Origin of the sequence: Klenkia brasiliensis (genome assembly GCF_900100695.1) — a bacterium.
GTDB lineage: Bacteria > Actinomycetota > Actinomycetes > Mycobacteriales > Geodermatophilaceae > Klenkia > Klenkia brasiliensis.
The window spans coordinates 321,937-348,612 of record NZ_FNCF01000006.1 but is presented as its reverse complement, the minus strand read 5'-3'; the positions used below and the strand labels follow the sequence as shown (position 1 = coordinate 348,612).

Here is a 26,676-nt window from a genome sequence, read left to right as displayed (position 1 = left end):
CGTCGTCGCCTTGGTAGGCCATCACCCCACCAACAAGCTGATAGGCCGCGGGCCCATCCCCAGCCGAAAAACTTTCCACAAACCCCCATGCGGAGAAATGTGAATATCCGGTATTAGCACCAATTTCTTGGAGTTATCCCAGAGCCGGGGGCAGGTTGCCCACGTGTTACTCACCCGTTCGCCACTAATCCACCAGCAAGCTGGCTTCATCGTTCGACTTGCATGTGTTAAGCACGCCGCCAGCGTTCGTCCTGAGCCAGGATCAAACTCTCCGTAGATGAATTCAACCCAGACCAAGAACCAAGACCTGACAGTCTTGATCATCAATCCAGAAACCCCCGAGACCACAGCCTCGAAGGGGTCAAACAGTTGGCACTGACTTTCGGCACGCTGTTGAGTTCTCAAAGAGCGGACGCGCAGAGGCTCGGGCCCTTTCGGGCTTCACGTTCTGGCGGCTGCTACACGTTACTCCACGATCCGAGCTCGTCAACCCTGGGGTTCTGGCTCGCGGTTCGGCCTCTCGGCCTTCCCGGTGTTTCGCGGTGCAGGGAGAACCATACACGGCTTCCAGAGGTCTCTGCAGGGGGGTCCCCGGAGGGGGGTCCAGGCCCCCTCCCGCCGACCCCGCACAGGCCGCGGAGCAGGGCGGACGGGTCGTTCAGGCGATGCCGCGGGGGCGGAACTGGACGCTGACGCGCGGTCCGACGGCGCGGTTGGTCTTCGGCACGCAGTGGTCCCAGGTGCGCTGGCAACTGCCCCCCATGACCACCAGGTCGCCGTGCCCGAGCGTGAAGCGAATCGAGTCGCCACCGCCGACCGGTCGGAGCAGGAGCGACCGCGGGGACCCGAAGGACACGATCGCGACGACCGTGTCCTGGCTGCTGCCCCGACCGATCCGGTCGCCGTGCCAGGCGACGGAGTCGCGGCCGTCGCGGTAGAGGCACATACCGGTGGTGGCGAAGGGCTCGCCGAGCTCGCCGGCGTAGTGCGCGTCGAGCCGGTCCCGCGCCTCGGTCAGCACGGGGTGCGGCAGCTCCTCCGCTTCGTCGTACCAGCGCAGGAGGCGGGGCACGGCGACCTCGCGGTCGTACATCTGCCGCCGATCGGCCCGCCAACCGATGTCGCCGAGCAGCACGTCGAGCACGTGGTCCGACCCCTCCACCCATCCGGGCAGGTGGTCGACCCAGGCGCCCGCGGCCAGGTGGTGCCGCACGAGCCGACCCGGCAACCGGGTCAGCACGGGCTCGTCGGCGAGGTCCCACATCGACGGCTGGTGGACGGGCAGGGCGGACACGGGCCCAGCCTAGATCGGGTTTCGAACAAGTGTGCGAAGACCTGTGGACGGTGGCCGTGGGTTTCGAACAGGTGTGCGGAACCCTGTGGACAGCTCAGGCGGCCAGGGCCAGCACGAAGGGCAGCACGGCCGGCGCCCCCGCCCGGCGCAGCTCGCGGCCGGCGACCGTGACGGTCCAGCGCGAGTCGGCCAGGTCGTCGACGAGCAGCACCGGACCGGTCACCGCGGCGAGCCGGCCGCGCAGCTGCTCGCCCACCGTGATGCGCTGCCACACCCCGGCCAGCCGGAAGGCGGAGTTGCCACCCGCACCCCCGGTCGGTCCGCCGTGCTGCAGGTCCAGCTCCCCGAGGTAGGGCAGGCGCCCCAGCCGGGACAGAGCCTCGGCCGTCCCGCGCACCAGGCGCGGGCGCCGGCGGGACGGCACGGACACCACGGCCACCGGCCGCTCCGCCCAGTCCCACGCCGCGAGGACACGGGCGCAGGCCTGCACCAGGTCGTCGGCGGGCGGTGCGTCGGAGGCGTTGCCCGGGCGGATGACCCGGTGCGACACGTCGAAGGCGGCATCCGGGTCCTCCTCGAGCGGCGGTGCCTCGAGGTCCTCGGCCAGCGTCGCCACGCCGCCGACGCCGTCGTCCCCCAGCAGGGTGCGCAACCGCTGACCCCAGCCGAGGTCGGTGAGCCGTGCGACCGCCCGGCCGGTCAGCACCTGGTCGCCGGGGGCGATCTTCCCCTTCACCTCGACGCCGAGCCGGTCGGCGCCGGTGGGCCACTGCGCACGGGGCGCCAGCTCGACGCCGGGCCGGTCGAGCCGGGCGTTCGCGGCCTCGGCGGCGCCGTCGGGGACGTCGATGGCGTACCAGGGCCCGGCGCACACGTCGCAGCGGCCGCACGGGGCGGCGCTCGGGTCGTCGAGCGCCTCCTGCAGGAACGCCATGCGGCACTGGGCCTCGTCGACCGGTCGGGCGTAGGCGATCATCGCCCGCTGCTCGGCCTCGCGGGTCCGGGTGACGCGGGCGTACCGGTCGGCGTCGTAGACCCACGGCACCCCGGTGGACCGCCAGCCGCCCTGCACCCGCTCGACCGCGCCGTCGACCGAGAGCACCTTGAGCAGCAGCTCCAGGCGGGACCGGCGGACGTCGGCGACGGTCTCCAGCCGCGCCGCCGACCAGGCCTTGCCGTCGGTCATGGCGGTGAGCACGGCGCCGGCGTGGTCCTCGCGCGGCATCGACGAGGTGGCGAACCACTGCCAGATGGCGAGGTCCTCCGGCCCGGGCAGCAGCAGCACGTCGGCGTGCTCCACGGCGCGGCCGGCGCGGCCCACCTGCTGGTAGTAGCTGACCGGCGAGGACGGGGCCCCCAGGTGGACGACGAAGCCGAGGTCGGGCTTGTCGAAGCCCATGCCCAGGGCCGAGGTGGCCACCAGGGCCTTGACCCGGTTCTCCCGCAGCGCCTCCTCGGCGTCCTTGCGGTCGGCGTCGTCCAGACGGCCGGTGTAGGCGCGGACCTCGTGGCCGGCGTCGCGCAGCAGCGCGGCGGTCTCCTCGGCGGCCGCGACGGTCAGCGTGTAGACGATGCCGCTGCCCGGCAGGTCCTCCAGGTGGGCCGCCAGCCACCCCAGCCGGGCGCGGTCGGTGGGCAGCCGGAGCACGCCGAGCCGCAGGGAGTCGCGGGCCAGCGGCCCGCGGACGGTGGTGACCCCGACGCCGCCGGCACCCAGCTGCTCGGCGACGTCGGCGACCACCCGCTCGTTGGCCGTCGCGGTGGTGGCCAGCACCGGGGTGCCCTCGGGGAGCCGGCCCAGCAGCTCGCGGATGCGCCGGTAGTCGGGCCGGAAGTCGTGGCCCCAGTCGGAGACGCAGTGCGCCTCGTCGACCACCAGCAGGCCGCACCGCTGCACGAGGTCGGGCAGCTGCTCGTCGCGGAAGCGGGGGTTGGTCAGCCGCTCCGGGGAGACCAGCAGCACGTCGACGTCGTCGGCGGCCAGCCGGGCGGCGACGTCGTCCCACTCGGTGGCGTTGGCGCTGGAGATCTCCACCGCCTTGATGCCGGCCCGGGCGGCGGCGGCGACCTGGTCGCGCATCAGCGCGAGCAGGGGCGAGACCAGCAGCGTCGGCCCGCGGCCGCGGCGGCGCAGCAGGGCGGTGGACACGAAGTAGACCGCCGACTTGCCCCAGCCGGTGCGCTGCACGACCAGCGCCCGCTGGCTGCGCTCGACCAGGGCGGAGACCGCGGCGTCCTGGCCCTCCCGGAACACCGCGTCGGGGCGGCCGGTGAGCTCGCGCAGCACCTCGAGGGCCTCGTCGGCGAGTCCGGTCTCCACCACGGCGCTGCTCATGGACCCGACACTAGGCACCGGGTCCGACAACGCCGGTCCCCACCGGGCGGACCTGTGGACGACCGGGGAGGATGCTCGGCGATGCTGCCTCCCGACAACCACGTGCACAGCGAGTTCTCGTGGGACACCGGGCCCTCGGCCTCGATGGTGGAGGCCTGCGCGCGGGCCGTGCGGATGGGCCTGCCCGCCGTCGCCTTCACCGAGCACCTGGACTTCACCGTCTGGGCCGCCGAGGACCGGGCCAGCCGCGACGGGATCGTCGACCGGCACCCGGCGCACCAGGAGCCCATCGACGCGGAGGCCTACGCCGCCGCGATCGCGGAGTGCCGCGACCGGTTCCCCGACCTGCGGGTGGTCTCGGGCGTCGAGGCGGGTGAGCCGCACCTGTTCGCGGCCAGCATCGCCGCCCACCTGGCCGCCGGCCCGGTGGACCGGGTGCTGGGCTCGCTGCACTCGCTCACCGACGGCGACCGGCTGGTCGGGGTGAGCCGGATGCTCAGCCGCAGCGGCGCCGACGCCACCATGCGCCGGTACCTGACCGAGATGGCGCAGATGGTCCGCGACAGCGACGTCTTCGAGGTGCTCGCGCACGTGGACTTCCCGCGCCGGTACTGGCCCGGTGGGCGCGACCGCTACGCCGAGCAGCCGTTCGAGGCCGAGTACCGCGAGGTGTTCCGGGCCCTGGCCGAGACCGGGAGGGCGCTGGAGGTCAACACCACCAGCCCGCTGGCGTCGGTCGAGCTGGTGCGCTGGTTCCGCGACGAGGGCGGCGGGGCGGTGAGCTTCGGCAGCGACGCGCACACACCGTCCGCGGTGGGCCAGCGCTTCGACCTGGCGGTGGACGTGGTCGAGGCCGCCGGGTTCCGGCCCGGGCGCGACCGGTTCGACTTCTGGCGCCGGTGAGACAACTACTTCACCGCTAAGAGAAATCCGGCTAGGGTCTCGCCATGACCTCCCCCCGCCGCGTCGTGGTCGCCCTCGGCGGCAACGCGATGACCGGCCCCGACGGCTCGGCCACCCCGGGTGCGCAGCGGGCGGCCATCGCCGTCGCCGCCGGGCACGTGGCCGACGTCGTCGCCACGGGCGCGGAGGTCGTGGTCACCCACGGCAACGGCCCGCAGGTGGGCAACCTGCTGGTCAAGAACGAGCTCGCGGCGCACGAGGTGCCCCCGGTCCCGCTGGACTGGAACGTCGCGCAGACCCAGGGGACGATCGGGTTCACCGTCGTCGACGAGCTCGACGCCGCCCTGGCCGCCCGCGGCCTGACCCAGCGGACGGCGGCGCTGGTCACCCGCACGCTCGTGGACGCCGACGACCCCGGGTTCGGCGAACCCACCAAGCCGGTCGGCCGGTTCCTGCCCCGCGAGCGGGCCCAGCAGTTCGTCGACCTCGGCCAGACCTGGGAGGACCGCGGCGAGAAGGGCTGGCGCCGCGTCGTCGCCTCCCCCGAACCCCGCTCGGTGCTCGACTCCCCCGCCGTCCGCGCCCTGGCCGGGGCCGGGTTCGTCGTCGTGTGCGCCGGCGGCGGCGGCATCCCCGTGGTCGACGACGGGCAGGACGGCGCCGCCCTGCGCGGGGTGGAGGCGGTCATCGACAAGGACCTCACCGCCGCGCTGATGGCCGCCGAGCTGGACGCCGACACCCTGGTCATCGCCACCGACGTCGACGCGGTGATGGTCGACTTCGGCACCCCCGACGCCCGGCCGCTGGGCCGGGTCACCGCCGCCGAGCTGCAGGCGCAGGCCGAGGCCGGCCAGTTCGCCCGCGGCAGCATGGGCCCCAAGGTGGACGCCGCCCTGCGGTTCGCCACCTCGGGCCCGGGCCGGCGCGCGGTCATCACCTCGCTCGAGCACATCGCCGACGCCGTCGCCGGCGACTCCGTCGGCACCGTCGTCACCGCCTGACCCCGAGAAGCCCCCGAGAAGAAGGAGCCCCCCAGTGCCTGCACCCATCGAGGTCCGCAAGGTCCCGCTGCACAACGTCAGCGACGCCTCCGAGCTGGCCGAGCTCATCGACTCCGGCGTCATGGAGGCCGACCGGGTCATCGCCGTCATCGGCAAGACCGAGGGCAACGGCGGGGTCAACGACTACACCCGCATCATCGCCGACCGCGCCTTCCGCGAGGTCCTGATGGAGAAGGGCAGCCGCTCCAAGGAGGAGGTCGCCGAGATCCCGATCGTGTGGTCCGGCGGCACCGACGGGGTCATCAGCCCGCACGCCACCATCTTCGCCACGCTCCCCGAGGACTCGGTCGAGAAGACCGACGAGCCGCGGCTGACCGTCGGCTTCGCGATGAGCGACGTGCTGCTGCCCGAGGACATCGGCCGCATCTCGATGGTGGAGAAGGTCGCCGAGGGCGTGAAGCGCGCGATGGCCGAGGCCGGCATCACCGACCCCGCCGACGTGCACTACGTGCAGACCAAGACGCCGCTGCTGACCATCGAGACCATCCGCGACGCCAAGTCCCGCGGCGAGGACACCTACTACGACGAGCCGCACGGCTCGATGGACCTCTCCAACGGCACCACCGCGCTGGGCATCGCGCTCGCCCTCGGCGAGATCGAGCTGCCCAAGCAGGAGCAGGTCATGCGGGACTTCTCGCTGTTCTCCGCGGTGGCCTCCTGCTCCTCGGGCGTCGAGCTCGACCGGGCGCAGATCGTCGTCGTCGGCAACGCCCGCGGCCACGGCGGCGCCTACCGGATCGGCCACTCGGTCATGAAGGACGCCCTGGACCAGGACGGCATCTGGGACGCCATCCGCGAGGCCGGCCTCGACCTGCCCGAGCGCCCGCACACCTCCGACCTCGGCGACCGTCTGGTCAACGTCTTCCTCAAGTGCGAGGCCGACCCGACCGGCTACGTGCGCGGCCGCCGCAACGCGATGCTCGACGACTCCGACGTGTTCTGGCACCGCCAGATCAAGGCCACCGTCGGCGGGGTCGCCGCCTCGGTGACCGGCGACCCGGCGGTCTTCGTCTCCGTCGCCGCCGTCCACCAGGGCCCCTCGGGCGGCGGCCCCGTCGCCGCCATCATCAAGGCCTGACCCCGGACCCGAGCGGCCCGCACCCACCCGGGTGCGGGCCGCTCGTGCGTTCAGGCCTCGAACTGCACCCGGGCGATGTCGGCGCACAGCGGGCCGAACAGCTCGGCCCGGATGCGGTTGTGCGCGGCGTCCAGGTCGTACGCGCGGTAGGCCTCGGCATCGGCCCAGTCGCTGGTGATCGCGAACCCCCAGGCGCCCTCGCGCAGCCCGGCGTCCCGGCCCACCCGGCAGTCCAGCCGACCGGGCAGGTCGAGCCCCACGATCGCGGCCAGCGCGGCGTCGACCGCGGCCGGGTCGGCGTCCGGGTGCAGGCGGCCGACGACGACGTTGCGGATCACGCTCAGCCGACCGTGGTGTCGAGCGTGGTCGGCACGTTGCCGCGGGTGGCGTTGGAGTACGGGCAGACCGCGTGCGCGGCCTCCACCAGCTGCTCGGCGGCGGCCTGCTCGATGCCACCGCCCAGCTCCACGTGCAGCGCGGCCTCCAGGCCGAACGTGCCGTCGTCGTTGCGGCCGATGCCGACCTCGGCGGTCACCGCGGCGTCGGCGAGCTCGACCTGCTGGCGGCGGGCGACGACCTTGAGCGCGTTCAGGAAGCAGGCCGCCCACCCGGCGGCGAACAGCTGCTCGGGGTTGGTCGCCCCGCCGGCGCCGCCCATCTCGACCGGGGTGGCGAGGTCGAGGTCGACCAGGCCGTCGGAGGAGCGGGTGTGGCCGTTGCGGCCCTCCCCGGTGGCGGTGGCGATGGCGGTGTAGACGGCGGGCACGGGTCCTCCTGGTCTCGGGGGTGCGGTTCCCCCCGACCAAGCACCACGGCCCCGGGTCGATTCCCCGGTCAGCCGCGGGCGGCCAGCACCCGGGCGGCCTCCCGGTCGGCGGCGGTGTTGACCACCCCGGCCCGGGAGCCGCGCAGCTTGGCCGCGACGTGCTCGCCGACGGTGACCGGCAGGTACTTCGGCTCCTCGCCCGGGCCCAGGCACCCGGGCAGGACGGCGACCACCGCATCGACGTCCCCGTCGTGGAAGAACGCCGCGGAGCGGCGGCGCCGGATCGTGCCGTCGACCACCGGCGGCTTGACCCGGTGCAGGGTCGAGCGCCACCGCTCGTTGGTCAGCCGCGTGGTGACGTCGCCGAGGTTGACCAGCAGCGCACCGTCCACCGGCGACACGTCGTGCCAGCCGCCGTCGTCGCCCAGGACCTGCAGACCGGGCACCTGGTCGGCCCAGAGCACGGTGACGATGCCGTAGTCGGTGTGCTCCCCCATCCCGGTCAGCTCGCCGTCCAGCTCGACGGTGCCGGGCGGGAGCGCGTAGTTGTTCATCCGCAGCACGTCCAGCGAGTGGCCGGTCATGGCGGCGAAGAAGTCCGGCGGCAGGTGCAGCGCGTCGGCGAAGACACCGGTGAGGGTGCGGGCCACCCGGGACGCCTCGGCGAACCAGGCCTCGACGGCGGCGCGGAAGCCGGGGACGTCGGGCCAGGTGTTCTCCGCGTAGTCCGGCTGCGGCAGGCCGGGGGCGTGCGGGTAGCTGCCCTGCGAGGCACCGACGTTGAACGCCTCGAAGAAGTCGTTCATCCGGGACGCCGACTCGACCCCCAGCGACAGCGACAACGACTCCGACTTCGGCGGCGAGTAGCCGCGGTTGACCTCGGGCGGGGTCCGCCAGCCGGCCTTCCGCGCCGGCGGCAGGGCGAAGAAGGCATCCATCGCCGTGGCCAGCCCCTCGGCCAGCGCGGGGTCCACGCCGTGGCCGACGACCTGCACGAAGCCGACCTCGCGGCAGGCGGCGTCCATGGCCGCCGCGGTGGCCGCCCGGTCCCCGGCGCCGGAGACGTAGGGGGCGATGTCGACGACGGGGACGGCGAAGGTCACCGCACCAGGCTGGCGCAGCGGTGTTGCGCCGGTGTCACGGCAGGGTCGAGTGCGTGTAGCCGCCGTCGACCCGCAGCGCACCGCCGGTGGTCGCCGACGCCAGCGGCGAGGCCAGGTAGACCACCAGGGCGGCGACCTCCTCGGGCTCGACCGGCCGGCGCAGCAGCGGCGCGTCGCCGCGCGCGGGGCCGGTGAGGACGGCGTTGACCGTGACGCCGGTGCCGGCCACCTCGGTGGCGAAGCCGCGGGATGCCGCGAGCAGGGCCGCGGTGGCGACGCCGTGGTGCACCGACGGCGCCGGCGGCTCGCCGACCACCTGCAGTGCCCGGCCCCAGCCGCGCTCGCGCATGCCGGGCAGGTAGGCCCGCAGCAGCCGGACGGCGGGGAGCACGGTGGTGTCGAAGCAGCGGCGCCACTCCTCGTCGGCGATCTTCAGCGCCGGCTGCGCGCCGGGGACGCCGGGGACGTCGACCAGCACGTCGGTGTCCGGGACGGCCACGAGCAGCGCGGCGGTGCCGTCGTCGGCGGCGAGGTCGGTGGCCACGGTGGTGACGTCGGCGCCCCCGACCGCCGTCCGCACCTGGTCGGCCGCGGCACCCAGCCGGGCCGGGTCGCGGGCCACGAGGACGACGGCGGCGCCGGCGGCGGCCAGCCCGGTGGCGATGGCCAGGCCGGTGCCCTGGGACGAACCGGTCACCACCGCCCGACGTCCGTGCAGGTCCAGCCGCGGACCACCCGTCTGCGGGGCGGGCGCGGGTGCCGCCGGCCGGGGCGCGGGGGCGGGCGCGACGGGGTGCTGGCGGGCCATCGAGCGCAGCCCGCCCTCCAGCGCTGCGCCGTGCTCGTTGGACAGCTCGGTGAACACCAGCTCCCCGGTGGTGGTCTGCACGGCCAGCCGGCTGCGGCCGCGGAAGGAGCGCTTCCAGTCCACGCCGACCACCTCGGGCAGCGCGACCGAGATCTCCGCGGCGTGCCGGCCGACCTTGAGGAAGACCAGCCGGCGGTCGGTGAGCACGAGCAGGCCGAAGACGCCCTCGTGCATGGGCGTGCCCACGTCGAGCACCCGCTCGTCGGCGGACAGGTGGGCGGGGAGCTCGGCGAGCTCGGGCCGGCCCAGGCCGGTCAGGTCGGCGCGCTCACCCGCCTGCTGGACGTCGGGCCGGGTCGCGTCGGGCACGTCCCGGACGCTAGCGGGCGGGGTCTGGGCACGGGCGCAGCCGGGCGCTACGGTGACCCGCACCACATGGCACTCAGTGCCACCTGCTCGCGCCGAGGAGATCCGCATGACCACTCCCGCACGTCGTCTCGAGGGCAAGGTCGCCCTCGTCACCGGGGCCGCCCGCGGTCAGGGGCGGGCGCACGCCGTCCGGCTGTCCGCCGAGGGGGCCGACGTCATCGCCGTGGACGTCTGCGCGCAGCCGGCCACCACGCACTACGCCGGCGCCACCGCCGACGACCTGGCCGAGACCGTGCGGCTGGTCGAGGCCCAGGACCGGCGGATCGTCGCCCGGCAGGCCGACGTCGCCGACTTCGCGGCCCTGTCGGCCGCGGTGTCCGAGGGCGTGGCCGAGCTGGGCCGCCTGGACGTCGTCGTCGCCAACGCCGGCATCTGCTCGGCGGGCAACAGCTGGGAGATCACCCTGGAGCAGTGGAACGAGACCGTCGCGGTCAACCTGACCGGCGTCTTCCACACCGCCAAGGCCACCATCCCCACCCTGCTCGAGCAGGGCACCGGCGGGTCGATCGTGATCACCAGCTCGGTGGCGGGGCTGCGCGGGCTGCCGTTCCTCTCGGCCTACGCGGCCACCAAGCACGGCGTCGTCGGGTACGCCAAGTCGCTGGCCAACGAGCTGGCGCAGCACCGCATCCGGGTCAACACCGTGCACCCGCACGGCGTGGCCACCGGCATGACCGTGGACGACCTGCAGCCGCTGATCGCCGCGCACGCGCAGACCCTCGCGCCGATCTTCATGCAGGCGCTGCCCGACCAGTACTCCGAGCCCGAGGACATCGCGAACGCCGTCGCGTTCCTGGCCAGCGACGAGGCCCGGCACATCACCGGCATCCAGCTGCCCGTCGACCTGGGCACGCTGATCCGCTGACCCGCCGGGCCCGCGCCGTGCTCAGCCGAGGGCGGCGCGGGACTCCTCGGCCAGCGCGGCCACGGCCTGCTCGAAGCACGCCGCGGGCGGCTGCACCAGGCCGGCGCCGACCTGACCGGTGCCGGCGACCCGGCCGGCCATGCCGGTGTTGATCTGCGGCAGCCAGCCGGTGCGGGCGACCTTGAGGACGTCGATGCCGGTCGGCGCACCGCGGAAGCCCAGGATCGGCACCTGCAGGGCCGGGCTCTCGGCGAGCGTGATCTGGTACATCCGCTCGGTGGTGGCCAGCGCGTCGGGGACGGTGCCGCCCACGAACCGGACGATGGCCGGGGCGGCGGCCATGCAGAAGCCGCCGATGCCGTAGGTCTCCATGATCGCGGAGTCGCCGATGTCGGGGTTGGCGTCGTCCGGGCCGTAGTCGCCCAGGAACAGCCCGACCGGGGTGTTGGCCGGGGCGGTGAACCAGCGGTCGCCGGTGCCCGCCGTCCGGATGCCGAACTCGGTGCCGTTGCGGGCCAGCGTGGTGACCATCGTGGAGCCCGGGACCGACCCGACGGCGTCCATCGCGAGCTTCGCGCTGGGCATGCCGAGGTTGAGGAAGAAGTGCTCGTTGCCGCCGATGAAGCGCAGCACCTCGGCGATGTCGGACTTCGGGGCGTCCACGGCCACGATCGACGGGGACAGCTCGCGCAGGGTCATCAGCGAGCCGGCCCGGTTGCGGTTGTGCGCCTCGTCGCCCATCTGCAGCATCTGGGCGAGGATCCCGGTGACGTCCAGCGGCTCGGTCCGCGAGCGCACGGCGGCCTGCAGCACCGGGCCGAGCACGGTCGTCATCCAGTGCAGCCGCTCGATGACCTCGGGGCCGTAGGCGCCCATGCGGAGGACCTTGCCCAGGCCCTCGTTGAGGTTGCTGTAGGCCTCGCGCCCGTCGGTGGGGTCGGCCAGGCACCACATCCACATCGACGGGCTGGTCACCCCGGCCATCGGGCCGACCGCGCGGTGGTGGTGGCAGCTGTCGAGCTCGACGCCGCCCGCGGCCAGCAGCGCCTCGGCGGCCTCGGGGGTGTCGGCCCAGCCCTCGAACAGGCAGGCGCCGATGAGCGCCCCGCGCATCGGCCCGGAGGCGGTCTCCCAGGTCAGCGGCGGCCCGGAGTGCAGCAGGGTGCGGCCGGTCAGGCCGAGCACCTCGGTGGCCGGCCGGACGTCGACCAGGGTGGACCGGCTGGCCAGCACGCGCTCGACGGCGACCCGGTTGGCCGCGGCGCGGCGGGGGTCCAGGGCGAGCTGGGTGAGGTCGTCGGCCAACCCGATCGTCGGGGGACGCCACTCGACGTCGGTGACGCCCACGCCCTGGGCGCGCAGCGCGTCGGAGAACACGTCGACGCCGGCGGCCACCACGGCCGGGCGTCCGCTCAGCAGGCTGCTCACTTCTCAGGCCCCGATCAGGTCGACCGCGAACCGGGTGGCCGCGGAGTTGGAGGCGAACACGTGCGCACCGGCCGCGGCCAGCGCGTCGGCCTGGCGGGACCACCCCTGCGGGTCGCCCTCGGTGCCGACCACGGCGACGACGACGGGGAAGGGCAGGTCCCGGATGGCCGGCACCAGGGCGCCGGCCGGGTCGGGGTCGGCGCCGTAGCCGAGGACGACGTCCATGAGCAGGACGGCGGGCTCCCCGCTCGCGGCCAGGCCGGCGACGGCCTCCAGCCGCAGGGTGGGGTCGATCATCGGGTGCGCCCGGCCGACCGTGAGCGCGTCGTCGCCGAAGTCGACGACCACGTGGCCGGTGGCCCCGAAGTCGGCGCCGAGGTCGAGCTCGGGCCGCAGCGGGGTGTTGCTGCGGACGTCGCCGAGCGCGGGGGCGGCCACCAGCATCGCCTCGTCGGCCAGCGTGCCGCCGGAGTAGAAGCCCTTGAGCACCGCACCGGCCGGGACCTCGCGGTCGGCGCCGGAGCGGGTCGGCCAGACCGGGACCTCGGTGCCCATCTCCCGCAGCAGTGCCTCGACGGCGGCGGTGAGGTCGGGGCTGTCGGCGCTCAGCGCCGCGCTGGAGAAGGGGGTGGAGAGCCCGGCCGCCGTCCGCCCGACCTCCTCGGCCACCTCGGGGGCCGGGGGCTTGCTGACCAGCAGCACCCGCTCGGTGGCGTCGTCGGCGTCGAGCATCGCCAGCGCGTCGAGGGTGGCCCGGCCGCCGACGGCTGCGGACAGGTCGCGCCCGCCGGTGCCGAGCACGTGGCTGACGCCGACGCCGGCCATGTCGAGCAGGCAGCTGACCTGCTGGGCGCCGGTGCCCGACGCCGCCACCAGGCCGACCGGCCCGCGGCGGACGACGTTGGCGAAGCCGAGGGCGACGCCGCCGACGATCGCCGTCCCGCAGTCGGGGCCCATGACCAGCACGCCGGCCTCGTGGGCGGCGGCCTTGAGGGCGACCTCGTGCTCGACGGGGACGCCGTCGGAGAAGACCAGCACGCTGCGCCCGGCGGCGACGGCGTCCATGGCCTCGGCGACGGCGTAGGGACCGGGGACGCTGACCACCGCGAGCGGGGTGTCGGCCTCCTCGGCGAGGGCGAAGCCGACGGTGCGCGCGGGGACGGCGTCGGCCGAGCCGCGCTCCTCGCGGGCGGTCAGCGCGACCTCGACGGCGGTGACCGCGGCGGCGAGCTCCGCGTCGTCGACGGCGCGCAGGGCGACCAGCAGCTGGTCGGGCCTGGCCTCCTCGCCGGGGTCCAGGCCCATGCCGGCGGCGAGCTCGAGGTTCAGCGGGGTGGCCATCGCGACCAGCACGGCGGTGACGCCGTCGCGGGCCCCGACCGCCTTGCTGACCTGCATCAGCTTGACCGAGTCGGCGTAGACGCCGCTGCGCAGGGAGACGTGCACGGAGTCGCTCACGCCGTGACGCTACCGCGGAAGTATCTCAGCGGTGAGAGAAATCTCCGGGCAACATCACGGGCACGAAGATTTAGCGCTGAGGTACTTCCGTAGTGTCGGTGGTCGGTGTCACAGTGGCCGCGCCCGGCGGGATCGTGCCCACCGGAGAGCGTCCGCGGCCGACCGAGGCCGCACCGAGCAGGAGGAAGTCATGGCGTTCGGGTGGAAGTTGTACGGCGACGGGAAGACCCCGCCGCCCGGTGAGGCCGTGGCCCCCGACGAGCGGCTCTCGTGGCCGCTGACCATCGGCATCGGCGCCCAGCACGTCGTCGCCATGTTCGGCGCGACCTTCGTCTTCCCGCTGATCATGGGCCTGGACGCGAACCTCGCGATCATGATGTCCGGCATCGCGACGATCGTCTTCCTGCTGATCGTGCAGGGGAAGGTGCCCTCCTACCTCGGCACCTCGGCCGCCTTCGTCGGCGGCGTCGCGGCCATCAGCGCCCAGGGCGGCGGCGTCTCGGACAAGGTCGGCGCGATCCTCGTGGCCGGCGTCGTCCTCGCCCTGGTCGGCATCCTGATCCAGGTCGCCGGCGTCCGGGTGGTCAACAAGGTGCTGCCGCCGGCGGTGACCGGCGCCGTGGTGCTGCTCATCGGGTTCAACCTCGCCCCGGTCGCCGCGCAGACCTACTGGCCCCAGGACCAGTGGGTCGCCCTGGCCACGATGGCCTTCGTCATCGTCGCCTCGCTGGCCCTGCGCGGCTTCTGGTCCCGCATCTCCATCCTGCTCGGCCTGGTCTTCGGCTACCTGCTCTCCCTGATGCTCGACGCCACCGCCGGCCCGATCACCTCCGTCCTCGGCGGGGCCACCGAGGCCACCGTGCACGACCGCGTCGACCTCTCCGGCGTCTCGGCGGCCGACTGGTTCGGGCTGCCCGACTTCACCGCGCCCAGCTTCTCCCTCAACTTCACCCTGCTCGTGCTGCCGGCCGTCATCGCGCTGGTCGCCGAGAACGCCGGTCACGTCAAGGCCGTCGGCGAGATGACCAAGCGCGACCTCGACCCGGTGCTGGGCCGGGCGGTCTTCGCCGACGGCGTCGGCACCGTGCTGGCCAGCTCGGTCGGCGGCTCCCCCACCACCACCTACGCCGAGAACATCGGCGTCATGGCCGCCACCCGCGTCTACTCCACCGCGGCCTACTACGTGGCCGCGGTCGTGGCGATCCTGCTGGGCCTGGTGCCCAAGTTCGGCGCCGTCGTCAACGCCACCCCCGGCGGCGTCCTCGGCGGCATCACCGTCGTCCTCTACGGGATGATCGGTCTGCTCGGCGCCAAGATCTGGAAGGAGAACCGGGTCGACTTCGCCAACCCGATCAACCTGGTGCCGCTGGCCGCCGGGATCATCATCGGCATCGGCAACGTGACCCTGGTCTTCACCGACAACTTCTCCCTCGGCGGCATCGCGCTGGGCACGATCGTCGCCGTCGTCGGCTGGCACGTCGCCCGGGCGCTGGCCCCCCAGGAGATGCGGGCCGCCCTGATGTCCGAGGACGGCTTCCGGCACGGCACCGGCCCCGCGCTGGGCAACGCCGGGGTGCACGACGCCGGTGGCGCCGACCCCTCGTCGCTGGACCAGCAGACCGCCACCCGCACGATCGAGAGGGAGACCCGCAACCCGTGAAGCCCGCGCCCTTCGGCTACGCCGACCCCACCTCGCTCGACGAGGCGCTGACCCTCCTCGCCGAGGACGGCGCCAAGGTGTTGGCCGGAGGGCAGTCGTTGCTCCCCCTGCTGTCCATGCGGCTGGCCTCCCCGGCCACCCTCGTGGACATCAACCGGATCCCCGGCCTGGACTCCGTCGCCGTCAGCGGCGCCGGGGTCCGGGTCGGGGCCCTGGTCCGCCACGCGGACCTGCTCCACCACGCCGAGGCCGCGCGGGTGCAACCGCTGCTGGCCCGGGCGACGGCGAACGTCGCCCACCCCGCGATCCGCAACCGCGGCACCACCGTCGGTTCCATCGCCCACGCCGACCCCTCCGGCGAGATGACCTCCGTGCTGGCGCTGACCGGTGGCTCCGTCACCGTCGCGACGCCGGGTGGTCCGCAGACGGTCGACTGGGCCGACTTCTTCGTCGGCCCCCTGGAGACCTCCGTGCACGGCCCGGCCGTGGTCACCGAGGCGTTCTTCCCCGCCCTCCCGCCCCGCAGCGGCACCGCCTTCGAGGAGGTCTCCCGGCGCAAGGGCGACTACGCCGTGTGCGGCGCCGGGGTCACCGTGACCCTCGACGAGGACTCGAGGGTCACCGCCGCCCGGGCGGCCTACATCTCCGTGGGCCTGGTGCCCGAGGTGCACGACCTGACCGAGGCCGTCGCCGGCCGCACCGTCGCCGAGGCCGACTGGGCCGCCGCGGGCGCCCTGGCCCGCACCCTCGTCGACCCGGACGGCGACCTGCACGCCAGCGCGGACTACCGCCGGCTGCTGGTCGGCGTCCTGACCGAACGCACGCTCGCCCGCGCCGCCGAGGAGGCCGCATCCCGATGACCGACGTCTCGACCGAACGGGCCATCACCGTCACGGTGAACGGTGTTGCACGTGGAACGACGGTGCCGGTCCGCCGGCTGCTGTCCGACGCGCTCCGCCACGACCTGGAGCTGACCGGCACCCACGTCGGCTGCGAGCACGGCGTCTGCGGCGCCTGCACCGTGCTGGTCGACGGCACCCCGGTCCGCTCGTGCCTGGTGCTGGCCGTGCAGGTCGACGGCAAGGCGGTCACCACCGTCGAGGGCCTCGCCCGCGACGACGGCCGGGGCGGGGAGATCCTGCACCCGGTGCAGGAGGCCTTCCGCGAGTGCCACGCCCTGCAGTGCGGGTTCTGCACCCCGGGGTTCCTCATGACGATGGCCGCCGGCCTCGAGGCGCGCGACGCCTCGACCGACATCACCGAGGAGGAGGTCGACGAGATCGTCGGCGGCAACCTCTGCCGGTGCACCGGCTACGCCAACATCAAGAAGGCCTGCCGGCACGCCGCGGGCCTCATGAAGGAGGCCGCCCGGTGACCACCAAGCTGTTCGGCGAGCCGGTCCGCCGGCGCGAGGACCTCCGGCTGATCACCGGCCGCGGCCGCTACACCGACGACATCGGGCACGGCGCGCTGGCCGCGGCCTTCGTCCGCAGCCCGTACGCGCACGCCCGCATCACCGACATCGACGTCGACGGTGCGCTGGACGTCGAGGGCGTCGTCGCCGTCTACACCTACGAGGACCTCGTCGGCCCGATGGCCGAGCCGCTGCCCGTGCTCATCCCGCACCCGCAGCTGACCGCGCCCCGCACCGGCTACCCCCTGGCCCGCGACGTCGTGCAGCACGTCGGCGAGGCCGTGGTCATGGTCGTCGCGACCGACCGGTACGTGGCCGAGGACGTCTGCGACCGCATCGTCGTCAGCTACGAGGAGCTCCCGGTCGTCGTCGGCGTCGACGCGGCCCGCGCCGCCGCGCACGCCGTGCACGAGGACGTGCCCGACAACGTCGCCGCCCGGCACCACCAGGAGACCGGCGACGTCGAGGCCGCGCTGGCCGCCTCCGCGCACACCCTGAGCTTCACCCAGTACATCGAGCGCAGCGCCTGCATGCCGATGGAGGGCAAGGGCGTGCACGCGGTCTGGGACCACGACGACGCCTCGCTGCGGGTGCACACCTCCACCCAGGCCTCCACCTCGGTGCGCGCGGCCATCGCGGCCAAGCTGCAGCTGTCGCTGGAGAAGGTCGAGGTCGTCGCCCCCGACGTCGGCGGCGGGTTCGGCGTCAAGATCGTGCACCCGTGGCCCGAGGAGCTGCTGGTCCCGATGGCCGCGATCGCCCTCGGCCAGCCGGTGCACTGGGCCGAGGACCGCCGCGAGCACTTCATCTCGTCTGCGCACGAGCGCGAGCAGCGGCAGGAGATCACGGTCGGCTACGACGACGAGGGCCGGGTCACCGCGCTCGACGTGCGCGGCTGGCACGACAACGGGGCCTACACGCCCTACGGGATCATCGTGCCGATCGTGACGGCCACCCAGCTGGTCGGCCCGTACGCCATCCCCGTCTACCGGGTGCGCATCGACAGCGTCTACACCAACACCGTCATCGTCACGCCCTACCGCGGCGCCGGCCGGCCCCAGGGCTGCTACGCCATGGAGCGGACGATGGACCGCATCGCCCAGGACCTCGGTCTGGACCGCGCCGAGGTGCGCCGGCGCAACCTGATCGGTAAGGACCAGTTCCCCTACGACCACCACCTGACGTTCCAGGACGGCCGGCCGGTCATCTACGACTCGGGGGACTACGAGGGTCTGCTGGACAAGCTCATCGCCCTGGTCGGGTGGGACTCGATGGACGCCCGGCGCGAGGAGGCGGCGTCGCGGGGCAAGCAGCTCGGTGTCGGCATGGCGATGTACGTCGAGGGCACCGGCCCCGGCCCCTACGAGGGCGGCCACGTGCAGGTCCTGGGGTCGGGCAAGGTGCTGGTCTCCACCGGCCTCACGTCGCAGGGCCAGGGGCACGAGACAGCGTTCGCGCAGATCGTCGCGCACGAGCTCGGCGTCCCGATCGAGGACGTCGAGGTCACCACCGGCGACACCCGCCGCTTCGGCTACGCGGTGGGCACCTTCGCCTCCCGCGCGGCGGTGATGAGCGGCAACGCCATCGCGCTCGCCGCCCGCGGGGTGCGGGCCAAGGCGCTGCGCATCGCCGCCGACGTGCTCGAGGCCGACGTCGAGGACCTCGAGATCGACGAGGGCCTGGTGCAGGTCAAGGGCACCCCCGGCGCCTCGATCCCGCTGCGCACGGTCGCGGTGCTGTCCAACCCGCTGCGGTACGCCTTCGACGAGGCGGCCCGGCAGGCCACCCAGTTCGCCGGCCCCGGCGACGACTCCAAGCCCCCGGTCGCGGTCGGCGACGCCCCCGGGCTGGAGCACGTCGACTACTACTCCCCGATCCGGTCGACCTTCGCCTCCGGCGCGCACGCCGCGGTGGTGGAGATCGACCCGACCACCTGGGAGATCGACGTCGTCGACTACGCCGTCGTCCACGACTGCGGGAACATCGTCAACCCGATGATCGTCGAGGGCCAGGTCCACGGCGGGGTCGCCCAGGGCGTGGGCGGGGCGCTGTACGAGCGGATGGCCTACGACGGCGACGGCCAGCTGCAGAACGCCTCGTTCATGGACTTCCTCATGCCCTACGCCAGCGAGGTCCCCGACGTGGTCATCGACCACCAGGAGACCCCGTCGCCGCTGAACCCGCTAGGCCTCAAGGGCGCCGGCGAGGCCGGCGTCATCCCGGGCACCGCGTGCATCGCCTCGGCCATCGAGGACGCCGTGGGCCGGCGCATCGCCGCCATGCCCATCTCCCCCACCGAGCTCTACGACCTGGTCCGCGACCCCGACGCGGAGCGGGTCCCCACCCGAGAAGGAGCACCTGCGTGAAGCTCGACGGCACCGCCACCCTGTCCGCCCCGCCGGCGGAGGTGTGGGCGGCGATCACCGACCCGGCCGTGCTGGCCCGCACCATCCCGGGCTGCCAGGGGCTCGAGCGCACCGGCGAGGACGAGTACGCGATGACCGTCTCGGTCGGCGTCGGCGCCATCCGCGGGGTGTACGCCGGCGAGGTCAAGCTCACCGACAAGACCGAGCCCACCCGCTACGTGATGCACGCGTCGGGTTCGGGCGGCCCGGGCTCGGTGCGGGCCACCGTGCCGATCACGCTGGAGGCCGTCGAGGGCGGCACCAAGCTCACCTACGACGCCGACGCGGTCGTCGGCGGCGCGGTGGCCGGGGTCGGCCAGCGGATGATCACCGGGGTCGCCAAGCGGCTGGCCGGGCAGTTCTTCTCCGCCATCGACGCCGAGCTGACCGGCACGGCCCCCGCCGTCCCGGCGCCGGCGAACGCGGACGTGACGCCGTCGGCGGCCGCCGTCAGCGACACCGCCGTGCGCGGCGGGTCGTCCCCCGACAGCACCTCGCCGGCCGCCCCGGTGCGCTTCTCCGCGCCGTCGGGCGCCCCGGCCGGCTCGGCCCCGGCCGAGCTGGCCCTGGCCGCCGTCGGGGGTGGCGTGCTCACGCTGCTCGGCGTGCTCGTCGGCTACCTGCTGGGCCGCCGCAGCTGACCTGACGGTCCGGCCAGCCGGAGCTGCGCGCGTCCGACGGGTCCCTCCGGTGCCTCGACAGGTGGGCTCCGGCCGGCTCGGGCATGGTGTGGCGAGCCGCCAACCCACCAGGAGGTCCAGGACATGGGCAACTCAGTAGGCAACGCACTCGGGGACGTCGTCGCGTTCCTGCCCAAGCTGCTGTTGGCGGTGATCATCCTCGTCGTCGGCTACTTCATCGCGAAGGCGCTGGAGAAGCTGCTGACCAAGGTGCTGGAGAAGGTCGGCTTCGACCGGGCCGTCGAGCGCGGTGGCATCCGCAAGCTCCTGCAGGGCAGCCAGTACGACGCCTCGGCGATCCTCGCGAAGATCGTCTTCTACGCCGTGATGCTCTTCGTGCTCTCCACCGCGTTCGGCGTCTTCGGGCAGAACCCGATCAGCGACTACCTGGCCGCGATCATCGGCTACCTGCCCAAGGTCTTCGTCGCGATCCTCATCCTGGTCATCGCCGCGGCCATCGCCGCCGCCGTCCGGCTGGTCGTGCAGAACGCGCTGGGGTCGCTGTCCTACGCCCGCACCCTGGCCACCGCCGCGTCGACCGTCGTCCTCGCGCTCGGCGTCATCGCCGCGCTGGACCAGCTCGAGATCGCCCAGAACGTGGTCAACGCCGTGCTCTACGCGATCCTGGTCGCCGTCGTGGGCGTGGTCGTGGTGGCCGTCGGCGGGGGCGGCATCGTCCCGATGCGCCAGCGCTGGGAGAACGCGCTGAGCAAGGTCGAGGCCGAGGCGCCGAACGTGCGCCGCGAGGCGCAGGCCGCGCGGCCGGCGTCGGAGGTGCTGCAGGCCGAGGCCGACCGGATCGCCGCCGAGCAGCGCCGCGCCCGCGAGGAGCGGGAGGCCGCCGAGCGCGCCCGCGCCGAGGCCGAGCGGGCCGAGGCCGAGCGCCAGCGCGCCCAGCAGGCCGAGCTCGACCGGCAGCGCGCCCAGCAGGCCGAGGCCGAGCGCGCCGCGCAGCAGCAGGCCGCCCCCGTCTACCCGCCCCAGCAGCCCGCCGACCAGCACCCCACGCAGGTCTACGACCCGCAGGCGGTGACCCCGCCGGCGCCGTCGGAGGGCCAGTACGGCCAGCAGGACCAGTACGGCCAGCAGAGCCAGTACGGCCAGCAGGACCAGTACGGCCAGCAAGACCAGTACGGCCAGCAGTACGGGTCGCCGCAGCCGTGGTCGGGTGGCACACCGTCCGGCGGGGCGGGGACGACCGGGGCCACCGCGTCCTCCGCCGCACCCGACCCGCACCAGGCCTACGACCGGCCGGCCGAGGAGCCGCCGATCTGGGTCGAGGAGCAGCCGCGCACCGACGAGCCCGGCACCGCCCAGCTGCCGCGCATCACCGACGAGCAGCACCCGCGGGACGACGACCGGCGCTGACGGGAACACCGCGGCCGCGGGAGGCGCTGGCACCAGGCATGTCGAAGACCTGGTTCATCACCGGCGCCTCCCGCGGTTTCGGCCGCGCCTGGACCATCGCCGCCCTCGAGCGCGGGGACTCCGTCGCCGCCACCGTCCGCGACACCGCCTCGCTGGAGGACGTCGTCGCCCGCTTCGGCGACCGCGTCCTGCCCGTGCAGCTCGACGTGGACGACCGCGCGGCCGTCTTCGCCGCGGTCGAGCGGGCGCACGCCCACTTCGGCCGGCTCGACGTGGTGGTCAACAACGCCGGCTACGGCCAGTTCGGCATGGTCGAGGAGATCTCCGAGGCCGAGGCCCGGGCGCAGTTCGAGACCAACGTGTTCGGCGCACTGTGGGTCACCCAGGCGGCGCTGCCGTTCCTGCGCGAGCAGGGCTCGGGCCACGTGCTGCAGGTGTCCAGCATCGGCGGCATCTCCGCGTTCCCGAACATCGGCATCTACAACGCCTCCAAGTGGGCGCTCGAGGGCTTCTCCCAGGCCCTGGCCGCCGAGGTCGCCGACTTCGGCATCCACGTCACCCTCATCGAGCCCGGCGGCTTCGACACCGACTGGCCCGGCGCCTCCGCCAAGCACGCCACGCCGAACCCGGCCTACGACGAGTTCCGGGTCAAGGCCGCCGAGCAGCGCAAGGCGCGGGTGTCCAGCCCCGGCGACCCGGTGGCGTCCGCGGCCGCCGTCCTGCAGTTGGTGGACAGCGAGAAGCCGCCGCTGCGCGTCTTCTTCGGCACCGCACCGCTGGGCATCGCGACCAAGGACTACGAGTCGCGCCTGCAGGGCTGGCAGGACACCCAGCACCTCGCCGAGCTCGCCCAGGGCTGACCCACGGGCTCAGCGTCGATCAGGGGAGCTGGTCCAACTCCGTCCTGGTGCACGAGATCTGGTGCACCAGATCGGAGTTCGATCAACCTCCCTGATCAACGCTGCACGGGCGAGGGGTCAGCGGCGGCGGGGGCGGCGGCCGATGACACCGGCTGCGGCGTCGGCCAGCAGCGAGCCCACCGTCTCCTCGGCGTCCGGGCGGTTGGCGCCGATGCCGCCCGAGGGCCCGCGCTTGGCCCAGCCGACCACGTAGGTGCCGGCCGGCGCGCCGACCACCCGGCCGGCCTCGTGCGGCACCCGCCCGGTCGCCGCGTCGAAGGGCAGGCCCGGCAGCTCGGTGCCGCGGTGCCCGATCGCCCGCACCACCAGCTCGGCCGGCACGGTCACGTCGCCGTCGGTCGACCCCAGCACGATGCCGCGCACCCGGTCCCCGCCCACCAGCGCACGGGTGGCCTGGCCGAAGGCGAACACGATGCGCCGGCCCGGTCCCGGGGGCGCGGCCAGGTCGTCGTCGAAGCGCTCGAGGGCGGCGAACAGCTCGGCCTTGGACCCGGGCGGGGCGTCGTCGGGCGCCTTGCCGGACAGCACGGTGCGCACCCCGGGCAGGTGGGTGAGCGCGCGCAGCTCGGAGCTGCTGCAGGCGGCGTCCTCGGCACCCCGGCGCCCGACCACCAGCACCTCGCGCAGCGCGCTGGTGCGCAGCGCCCGCAGCGCGGCCGGGGAGATCGCGGTGCCCGCCAGCCGCCCGGGGTCCGACGACAGCATGCGGGCGACGTCGAGCGCGACGTTGCCGGTCCCGACGACCACGACGCGGCGCACCTGCGACAGGTCGACCGGCGCCGCCTCGGGGTGACCGGTGTACCAGTTGACGACCTCGCGGGCCGAGACGCTGCCGGTCAGCTCCTGACCGGGGACGTCGAGCGCGCGGTCGCCGGCCGCTCCGGTGGCGTAGACGACGGCGTCGTACCGGCGGGACAGCTCCGCCGGGGTGACGTCGCGGCCGACCTCGACGCCGGTGCGCAGGCTGACCCGCGGGTGGTCGAGCACGGCCTCGGTGCTCTCCAGCACCCGCCGGGTGCCGGGGTGGTCGGGCGCCACGCCCCAGCGGGCGAGCCCACCCGGGGTGGCCAGCCGCTCCAGGAAGGTCACCCGGGCCTCGGTGGCCCGCAGCACCGACTGCGCGGCGTAGACCGCGGCCGGTCCGGTGCCCACCACCGCGACCTCCAGCCGGCCAATCGCCGACAGGTCGACGCCGGGGAACCGTGGTGCGTCCCAGACCGGGGTGGCCGGGGCGTCGGGGCGAGTGAACCAGTCGGCGTTGACCTGCGCGTAGACCTGCTGCTCGGGGCGCAGCAGCCAGGTGGGGGCGATGGCGTCGACCGGGCAGGCGTCGGCGCAGGCACCGCAGTCGATGCAGGTGCGGGGGTCGACGTAGAGCGTCTCGGTCCGCCCGAACTCCGGCTCGTCCGGGGTGGGGTGGATGCAGTTGACCGGGCAGACCGAGACGCAGGAGGCGTCCGAGCAGCAGTTCTGGGTGATCGCGAACGCCATGGGGTGCCCCTCAGAGCATGTGCAGGCGGCGGTAGATCGCCTTGGCCGGGGCGGTGAGCATGCCGCACTCGCCCAGGAAGGTCATCAGGTGCCGGCTGCTGGTCCGCATCATCGCGTGGTGGTGCTTGTTCGCCGCGGCCTCGCGCTCGGCGCGGTCGGCGTCCAGGCCGGCGGCGGTGTAGACGTCGCGGTGCACCAGGTTGGTGACCACGACGGCGGTCACGATGGCCAGCAGGGTGGCGGTGGTGCGCCGGCGCGGGGCGCTGGTGCCCTCGAGGCTCTCCCGCATCTCCTGCCGGGCGTAGGTCATGTGCCGGGACTCCTCGACCACGTGGATCCGGCTCGTGGTGCGGATGAGCGGCAGCACGTCCTCGCCGCGCATCCAGTCGCGCTGCATGACGTCGAGCACCTCCTCGGCCACCAGCGCGGCCCCGAAGGCGCGCTCGCCGTCGGCGAAGGTCTTGAAGAACCGGCCCAGCTCGATGCCGCTGCGCTTGGGTGCGTAGCCGGTGGCGCCGAGCTTCTCGCAGGCCCGGGCGAACATCAGCGAGTGCCGGCACTCGTCGGCGATCTCGGTGAGCGCGAACTGGAAGTCCTTGCGGGTGGTGTCACCGGCGTAGTGCTCGCGCAGCAGCATCTGCTGCAGGATCATCTCGAACCAGATGCCGGTGCTCATGATCGAGGCGACCTCGTGCCGGGTCAGCGTGACCCGCTGCTCCTCGGTCATCTCGTCCCAGAGCCGCGTGCCGTACAGCGTGCTCCACTCCGGGTTCAGCCCGTGCAGTGCCGGGTCGAGCGGCTCGTCCCAGTCGACCTCGGTGGTCGGGTCGTAGGAGAGCTGGGCGGCGGAGTCCAGCAGCCGGGCGGAGACCGCCTCGCCGTCGCGGTCGGCGGCCGAGAAGGCGGCGGACAGCTGGTCGGTGCGCGGCAGCGTGCTGGTCATGGGGTCGGCCCTCCGTGATCGTTGCGTGTAACACCCGGTTACAGGTAACAAGGATGCCCGGCGGCGCCGGTACCTGCAACCCCGCGACACATCTTCCCGCGCGGAGTGTGACCCAACCCTCATCGGCGCGGGATGTTCTGCCCCACACGTCTTCCCCTGGAAATATCTCATCGCTAAGTTATCGGCCATGACGAGCAGGCGGGTACGCATCGGCATCGACACCGGCGGCACGTTCACCGACGTCGTCGCGGTGGACGAGGAGTCCGGTGCCACGACCACCACGAAGACGCCGTCCACCCCCGGCAACCCGGCCGACGGCTTCCTCGCGGGCGTGCAGAAGGTCCTCGACCTGATGGGGCTCACCGGCGAGGCGGTGACCGCGGTCAGCCACGGCACCACGGTGGCCACCAACCAGCTGCTCGAGGGCAAGCTGGACCGGATCGGGTTCATCACCACCGAGGGCTACGCGTCGGTGCTGGAGATCGCCCGGCAGTCGGTGCCCGACGGCTACGGCAACAGCTACTTCTGGGTCAAGCCGCCCCGGATCGTCCCGGCCGACCTGGTGCGGACCGTGGGCGGGCGGCTGGACCACACCGGCGCCGAGGTGCGGCCCTTCGACCGCGACCAGGCCGTCGCCGCCGCGCAGTTCTTCAAGGACGCCGGCATCGGCTGCATCGGCGTCTGCTTCCTCCACGCCTACGCGAACGACGAGCACGAGCGCGCCATGCTCGAGGTGCTGCACGAGGTGCACCCCGACTGCGTCGTGTCGATCTCCTCCGGCGTGCTGCGCGAGTACCGCGAGTACGAGCGGTCGGTCACCACGCTCGTCGACGCAGCGGTGAAGCCCAAGGTCGGCGCCTACGTGACCAGCATCCGGTCGCGGCTGGACGAGATCGCCCCCGGCGTCCCCTTCTACGTCATGAAGAGCAACGGCGGCGTGCTGTCGGCCGAGGAGGTCGTGCACCAGCCGATCACCACGATGCTGTCCGGCCCCGCCGCCGGCGCCCTGGGTGCCGCGCTCATCGCCCAGACCGCCGGGTTCGACCGCATCCTCACCTGCGACGGCGGCGGCACCTCCACCGACGTCACCGTGGTCATCGACGGCGAGCCCGCGCTCACCACCGAGGGCACGGTCGGCGCCTACCCGTCGAAGATCCCGATGATCGACGTCGTCACCGTGGGCGCCGGCGGCGGCTCCATCGCCTGGATCGCACCCGAGGGCACGCTCAAGGTCGGCCCGCGCAGCGCCGGCGCCGACCCGGGCCCGATGTGCTACCCCAGCCGCGGCCCCGAGCCGACCGTCACCGACGCGCACGTCGTCCTCGGCCGGATCCCCCCGCACCTGCTCGGCGGGGAGATCCCGCTGTCGGTCGAGGCGGCGTCCGGCGGGCTGGAGACCCTCGGCGGCAAGCTCGGGCTCACCCTGGAGAAGGCCGCCACCGGCATCCTGGAGATCTCGGCCTGGAACCAGGCCAACGCGCTGCGGCAGGTCACCGTCGCCCGCGGCCTCGACGTCCGCGACTTCACCCTGACCACCTTCGGCGGCTCGGGCTCGCTGCTGGCCTGCCGGCTGATGGACATCCTCGGTCTGCCCCGCACGCTGGTGCCGCCGAACCCGGGCAACGTCAGCGCGTTCGGCCTGCTCACCGTCGACGTCCGCAACGACTACGTGCAGACCATGATCGCCAAGCACACCGCGCTGGACGCCGGCGCCGTGGCGGGCGCCTTCGCCGAGCTCGAGGCCCGGGCCGGCACGGCCCTGGACGGCGAGGGCTTCGCCCGCGACGACCAGCGCATGCAGCGGACGGCGGACCTGCGCTACGTCGGGCAGGCCTTCGAGGTGCGGGTGCCCGTGCCCGACGGAGAGCTCGACGACGCGGCGCTGGCCACCGTCGCCGACGCCTTCCACGCCGCGCACCACCAGCTCTACGGCTACGACTTCCGCACCGACCCGCGCCAGGCGGTGGAGTGGGTCAACCTGCGGGTCAGCGGCATCGGCCCGATCCGCCGTCCGGACCTGGTGGCCGCACCCGACCGGACCGAGGGGTCGGTCGTCGACGCCGTCACCGGCACCCGCCGGGTGTTCTTCGACGACTGGGTCGAGACGCCCCTGTACGCCCGCACCCGGCTGCAGCCCGGCGACGTCGTCGCCGGCCCCGCGGTCGTCGAGGAGTTCGGCTCCACGGTGCCCGTGCACCCCGGCTTCCGCGCCACCGTCGACAGCTACGCCAACCTGCTGCTCACCAAGGAGAGTGCTCAGTGACCGC

At 73.8% G+C, this 26,676-nt stretch carries 22 protein-coding genes and 1 rRNA gene; 12 read left to right on the top strand and 11 right to left on the bottom strand.

All coding sequences use genetic code 11. From position 1 onward, the window contains the following. The 3 genes from BLT39_RS18660 to BLT39_RS18650 all read right to left on the bottom strand — a co-directional run. Positions 1-278, bottom strand: a 16S ribosomal RNA gene (locus tag BLT39_RS18660); the annotation flags it as partial. A gap of 380 nt (positions 279-658) precedes the next feature. Beyond that, positions 659-1,294, bottom strand: a complete 636-nt coding sequence (locus BLT39_RS18655) for an alpha-ketoglutarate-dependent dioxygenase AlkB (RefSeq protein ID WP_242658541.1) — start codon at positions 1,292-1,294, stop codon at positions 659-661. Positions 1,295-1,388: 94 nt separating this feature from the next. Next, the gene (locus BLT39_RS18650) at positions 1,389-3,629 is read right to left on the bottom strand and encodes a RecQ family ATP-dependent DNA helicase (protein WP_091067259.1); all 2,241 of its coding nucleotides are present in this window, start codon (positions 3,627-3,629) and stop codon (positions 1,389-1,391) included. Positions 3,630-3,710: 81 nt separating this feature from the next. Here BLT39_RS18650 and BLT39_RS18645 point away from each other — a divergent pair, with 81 nt between their 5' ends. The 3 genes from BLT39_RS18645 to bar are packed head-to-tail and all read left to right on the top strand — an operon-like array spanning position 3,711 to position 6,671. Beyond that, positions 3,711-4,532, top strand: coding sequence for a PHP domain-containing protein (locus tag BLT39_RS18645; protein WP_091067256.1), 822 nt, complete (start codon positions 3,711-3,713; stop codon positions 4,530-4,532). Positions 4,533-4,576: 44 nt separating this feature from the next. Further along, entirely contained in the window at positions 4,577-5,533 is a 957-nt protein-coding gene (locus BLT39_RS18640; RefSeq protein WP_091067254.1) for a carbamate kinase, read from the top strand. Between the two features lie 34 nt (positions 5,534-5,567). Next, entirely contained in the window at positions 5,568-6,671 is a 1,104-nt protein-coding gene (gene bar, locus BLT39_RS18635; RefSeq protein ID WP_091067251.1) for a barbiturase, read from the top strand. A gap of 50 nt (positions 6,672-6,721) precedes the next feature. On the opposite strand, the gene BLT39_RS18630 is transcribed toward bar, so the two are convergent. From BLT39_RS18630 to BLT39_RS18615, 4 genes are all read right to left on the bottom strand, one after another. Then, positions 6,722-7,009: a Dabb family protein gene (locus tag BLT39_RS18630; RefSeq protein ID WP_091067247.1), complete on the bottom strand. Its 288-nt coding sequence runs from the start codon at positions 7,007-7,009 to the stop codon at positions 6,722-6,724. Positions 7,010-7,011: 2 nt separating this feature from the next. Continuing rightward, positions 7,012-7,437, bottom strand: coding sequence for an organic hydroperoxide resistance protein (locus BLT39_RS18625; RefSeq protein WP_091067244.1), 426 nt, complete (start codon positions 7,435-7,437; stop codon positions 7,012-7,014). Positions 7,438-7,505: 68 nt separating this feature from the next. Further along, the gene (locus BLT39_RS18620) at positions 7,506-8,540 is read right to left on the bottom strand and encodes an isopenicillin N synthase family dioxygenase (protein WP_207508134.1); all 1,035 of its coding nucleotides are present in this window, start codon (positions 8,538-8,540) and stop codon (positions 7,506-7,508) included. 34 nt (positions 8,541-8,574) lie between these two features. Next, positions 8,575-9,717: an SDR family NAD(P)-dependent oxidoreductase gene (locus BLT39_RS18615; RefSeq protein ID WP_242658540.1), complete on the bottom strand. Its 1,143-nt coding sequence runs from the start codon at positions 9,715-9,717 to the stop codon at positions 8,575-8,577. 106 nt (positions 9,718-9,823) lie between these two features. Between BLT39_RS18615 and BLT39_RS18610 the strand changes: the two genes are divergently transcribed. Beyond that, the gene (locus BLT39_RS18610) at positions 9,824-10,642 is read left to right on the top strand and encodes a mycofactocin-coupled SDR family oxidoreductase (protein ID WP_091067238.1); all 819 of its coding nucleotides are present in this window, start codon (positions 9,824-9,826) and stop codon (positions 10,640-10,642) included. A gap of 21 nt (positions 10,643-10,663) precedes the next feature. Here the strand turns inward: BLT39_RS18610 and BLT39_RS18605 are convergent, their stop codons facing one another. Both BLT39_RS18605 and BLT39_RS18600 read right to left on the bottom strand, forming a co-directional pair. Then, entirely contained in the window at positions 10,664-12,070 is a 1,407-nt protein-coding gene (locus tag BLT39_RS18605) for a YlbE family protein (protein ID WP_091067235.1), read from the bottom strand. Positions 12,071-12,073: 3 nt separating this feature from the next. Then, complete coding sequence (locus BLT39_RS18600; RefSeq protein WP_242658539.1) at positions 12,074-13,528, bottom strand: FdrA family protein; 1,455 nt, start codon at positions 13,526-13,528, stop codon at positions 12,074-12,076. 190 nt (positions 13,529-13,718) lie between these two features. Here BLT39_RS18600 and BLT39_RS18595 point away from each other — a divergent pair, with 190 nt between their 5' ends. The 7 genes from BLT39_RS18595 to BLT39_RS18565 all read left to right on the top strand — a co-directional run bounded on the left by BLT39_RS18595 (position 13,719) and on the right by BLT39_RS18565 (position 21,915). Then, positions 13,719-15,188 (top strand): uracil-xanthine permease family protein, encoded by a 1,470-nt coding sequence (locus BLT39_RS18595; protein WP_091067230.1) that lies wholly within the window; start codon positions 13,719-13,721, stop codon positions 15,186-15,188. After that, positions 15,185-16,048, top strand: coding sequence for an FAD binding domain-containing protein (locus tag BLT39_RS18590; RefSeq protein ID WP_091067226.1), 864 nt, complete (start codon positions 15,185-15,187; stop codon positions 16,046-16,048). The genes BLT39_RS18595 and BLT39_RS18590 overlap by 4 nt, the downstream gene beginning before the upstream one ends. After that, on the top strand, positions 16,045-16,563 hold the full coding sequence (locus tag BLT39_RS18585) for a (2Fe-2S)-binding protein (protein WP_091067222.1): 519 nt from the start codon (positions 16,045-16,047) through the stop codon (positions 16,561-16,563). The genes BLT39_RS18590 and BLT39_RS18585 overlap by 4 nt, the downstream gene beginning before the upstream one ends. Beyond that, on the top strand, positions 16,560-18,968 hold the full coding sequence (gene cutA / locus BLT39_RS18580) for an aerobic carbon-monoxide dehydrogenase large subunit (protein ID WP_091067219.1): 2,409 nt from the start codon (positions 16,560-16,562) through the stop codon (positions 18,966-18,968). Before BLT39_RS18585 ends, cutA begins: the two co-directional genes overlap by 4 nt. Further along, positions 18,965-19,648, top strand: a complete 684-nt coding sequence (locus BLT39_RS18575) for an SRPBCC family protein (RefSeq protein WP_091067215.1) — start codon at positions 18,965-18,967, stop codon at positions 19,646-19,648. Before cutA ends, BLT39_RS18575 begins: the two co-directional genes overlap by 4 nt. A 123-nt stretch (positions 19,649-19,771) precedes the next feature. Continuing rightward, entirely contained in the window at positions 19,772-21,055 is a 1,284-nt protein-coding gene (locus BLT39_RS23400) for a mechanosensitive ion channel family protein (protein WP_091067212.1), read from the top strand. A 38-nt stretch (positions 21,056-21,093) separates the two neighbouring features. Then, on the top strand, positions 21,094-21,915 hold the full coding sequence (locus BLT39_RS18565) for an SDR family oxidoreductase (protein ID WP_091067208.1): 822 nt from the start codon (positions 21,094-21,096) through the stop codon (positions 21,913-21,915). Positions 21,916-22,032: 117 nt separating this feature from the next. Here the strand turns inward: BLT39_RS18565 and BLT39_RS18560 are convergent, their stop codons facing one another. Both BLT39_RS18560 and BLT39_RS18555 read right to left on the bottom strand, forming a co-directional pair. Continuing rightward, positions 22,033-23,466 (bottom strand): FAD-dependent oxidoreductase, encoded by a 1,434-nt coding sequence (locus BLT39_RS18560; protein ID WP_091067205.1) that lies wholly within the window; start codon positions 23,464-23,466, stop codon positions 22,033-22,035. 10 nt (positions 23,467-23,476) lie between these two features. After that, a complete protein-coding gene (locus BLT39_RS18555; protein WP_091067203.1) occupies positions 23,477-24,409 on the bottom strand; it encodes an AurF N-oxygenase family protein in 933 nt (310 codons plus the stop codon). A 187-nt stretch (positions 24,410-24,596) separates the two neighbouring features. On the opposite strand from BLT39_RS18555, the gene BLT39_RS18550 reads away from it, so the two are divergent. After that, the gene (locus BLT39_RS18550) at positions 24,597-26,672 is read left to right on the top strand and encodes a hydantoinase/oxoprolinase family protein (protein WP_091067200.1); all 2,076 of its coding nucleotides are present in this window, start codon (positions 24,597-24,599) and stop codon (positions 26,670-26,672) included. Positions 26,673-26,676: the final 4 nt, after the last annotated feature.

Bases quoted from the DNA above. Each gene is read 5' to 3' on its own strand.
- BLT39_RS18650 (WP_091067259.1), bottom strand. From the start codon at position 3,629: ATGAGCAGCGCCGTGGTGGAGACCGGACTCGCCGACGAGGCCCTCGAG.
- BLT39_RS18645 (WP_091067256.1), top strand. From the start codon at position 3,711: ATGCTGCCTCCCGACAACCACGTGCACAGCGAGTTCTCGTGGGACACC.
- BLT39_RS18640 (WP_091067254.1), top strand. From the start codon at position 4,577: ATGACCTCCCCCCGCCGCGTCGTGGTCGCCCTCGGCGGCAACGCGATG.
- BLT39_RS18610 (WP_091067238.1), top strand. From the start codon at position 9,824: ATGACCACTCCCGCACGTCGTCTCGAGGGCAAGGTCGCCCTCGTCACC.
- BLT39_RS18595 (WP_091067230.1), top strand. From the start codon at position 13,719: ATGGCGTTCGGGTGGAAGTTGTACGGCGACGGGAAGACCCCGCCGCCC.
- BLT39_RS18585 (WP_091067222.1), top strand. From the start codon at position 16,045: ATGACCGACGTCTCGACCGAACGGGCCATCACCGTCACGGTGAACGGT.
- BLT39_RS23400 (WP_091067212.1), top strand. From the start codon at position 19,772: ATGGGCAACTCAGTAGGCAACGCACTCGGGGACGTCGTCGCGTTCCTG.
- BLT39_RS18565 (WP_091067208.1), top strand. From the start codon at position 21,094: ATGTCGAAGACCTGGTTCATCACCGGCGCCTCCCGCGGTTTCGGCCGC.
- BLT39_RS18560 (WP_091067205.1), bottom strand. From the start codon at position 23,466: ATGGCGTTCGCGATCACCCAGAACTGCTGCTCGGACGCCTCCTGCGTC.
- BLT39_RS18555 (WP_091067203.1), bottom strand. From the start codon at position 24,409: ATGACCAGCACGCTGCCGCGCACCGACCAGCTGTCCGCCGCCTTCTCG.
- BLT39_RS18550 (WP_091067200.1), top strand. From the start codon at position 24,597: ATGACGAGCAGGCGGGTACGCATCGGCATCGACACCGGCGGCACGTTC.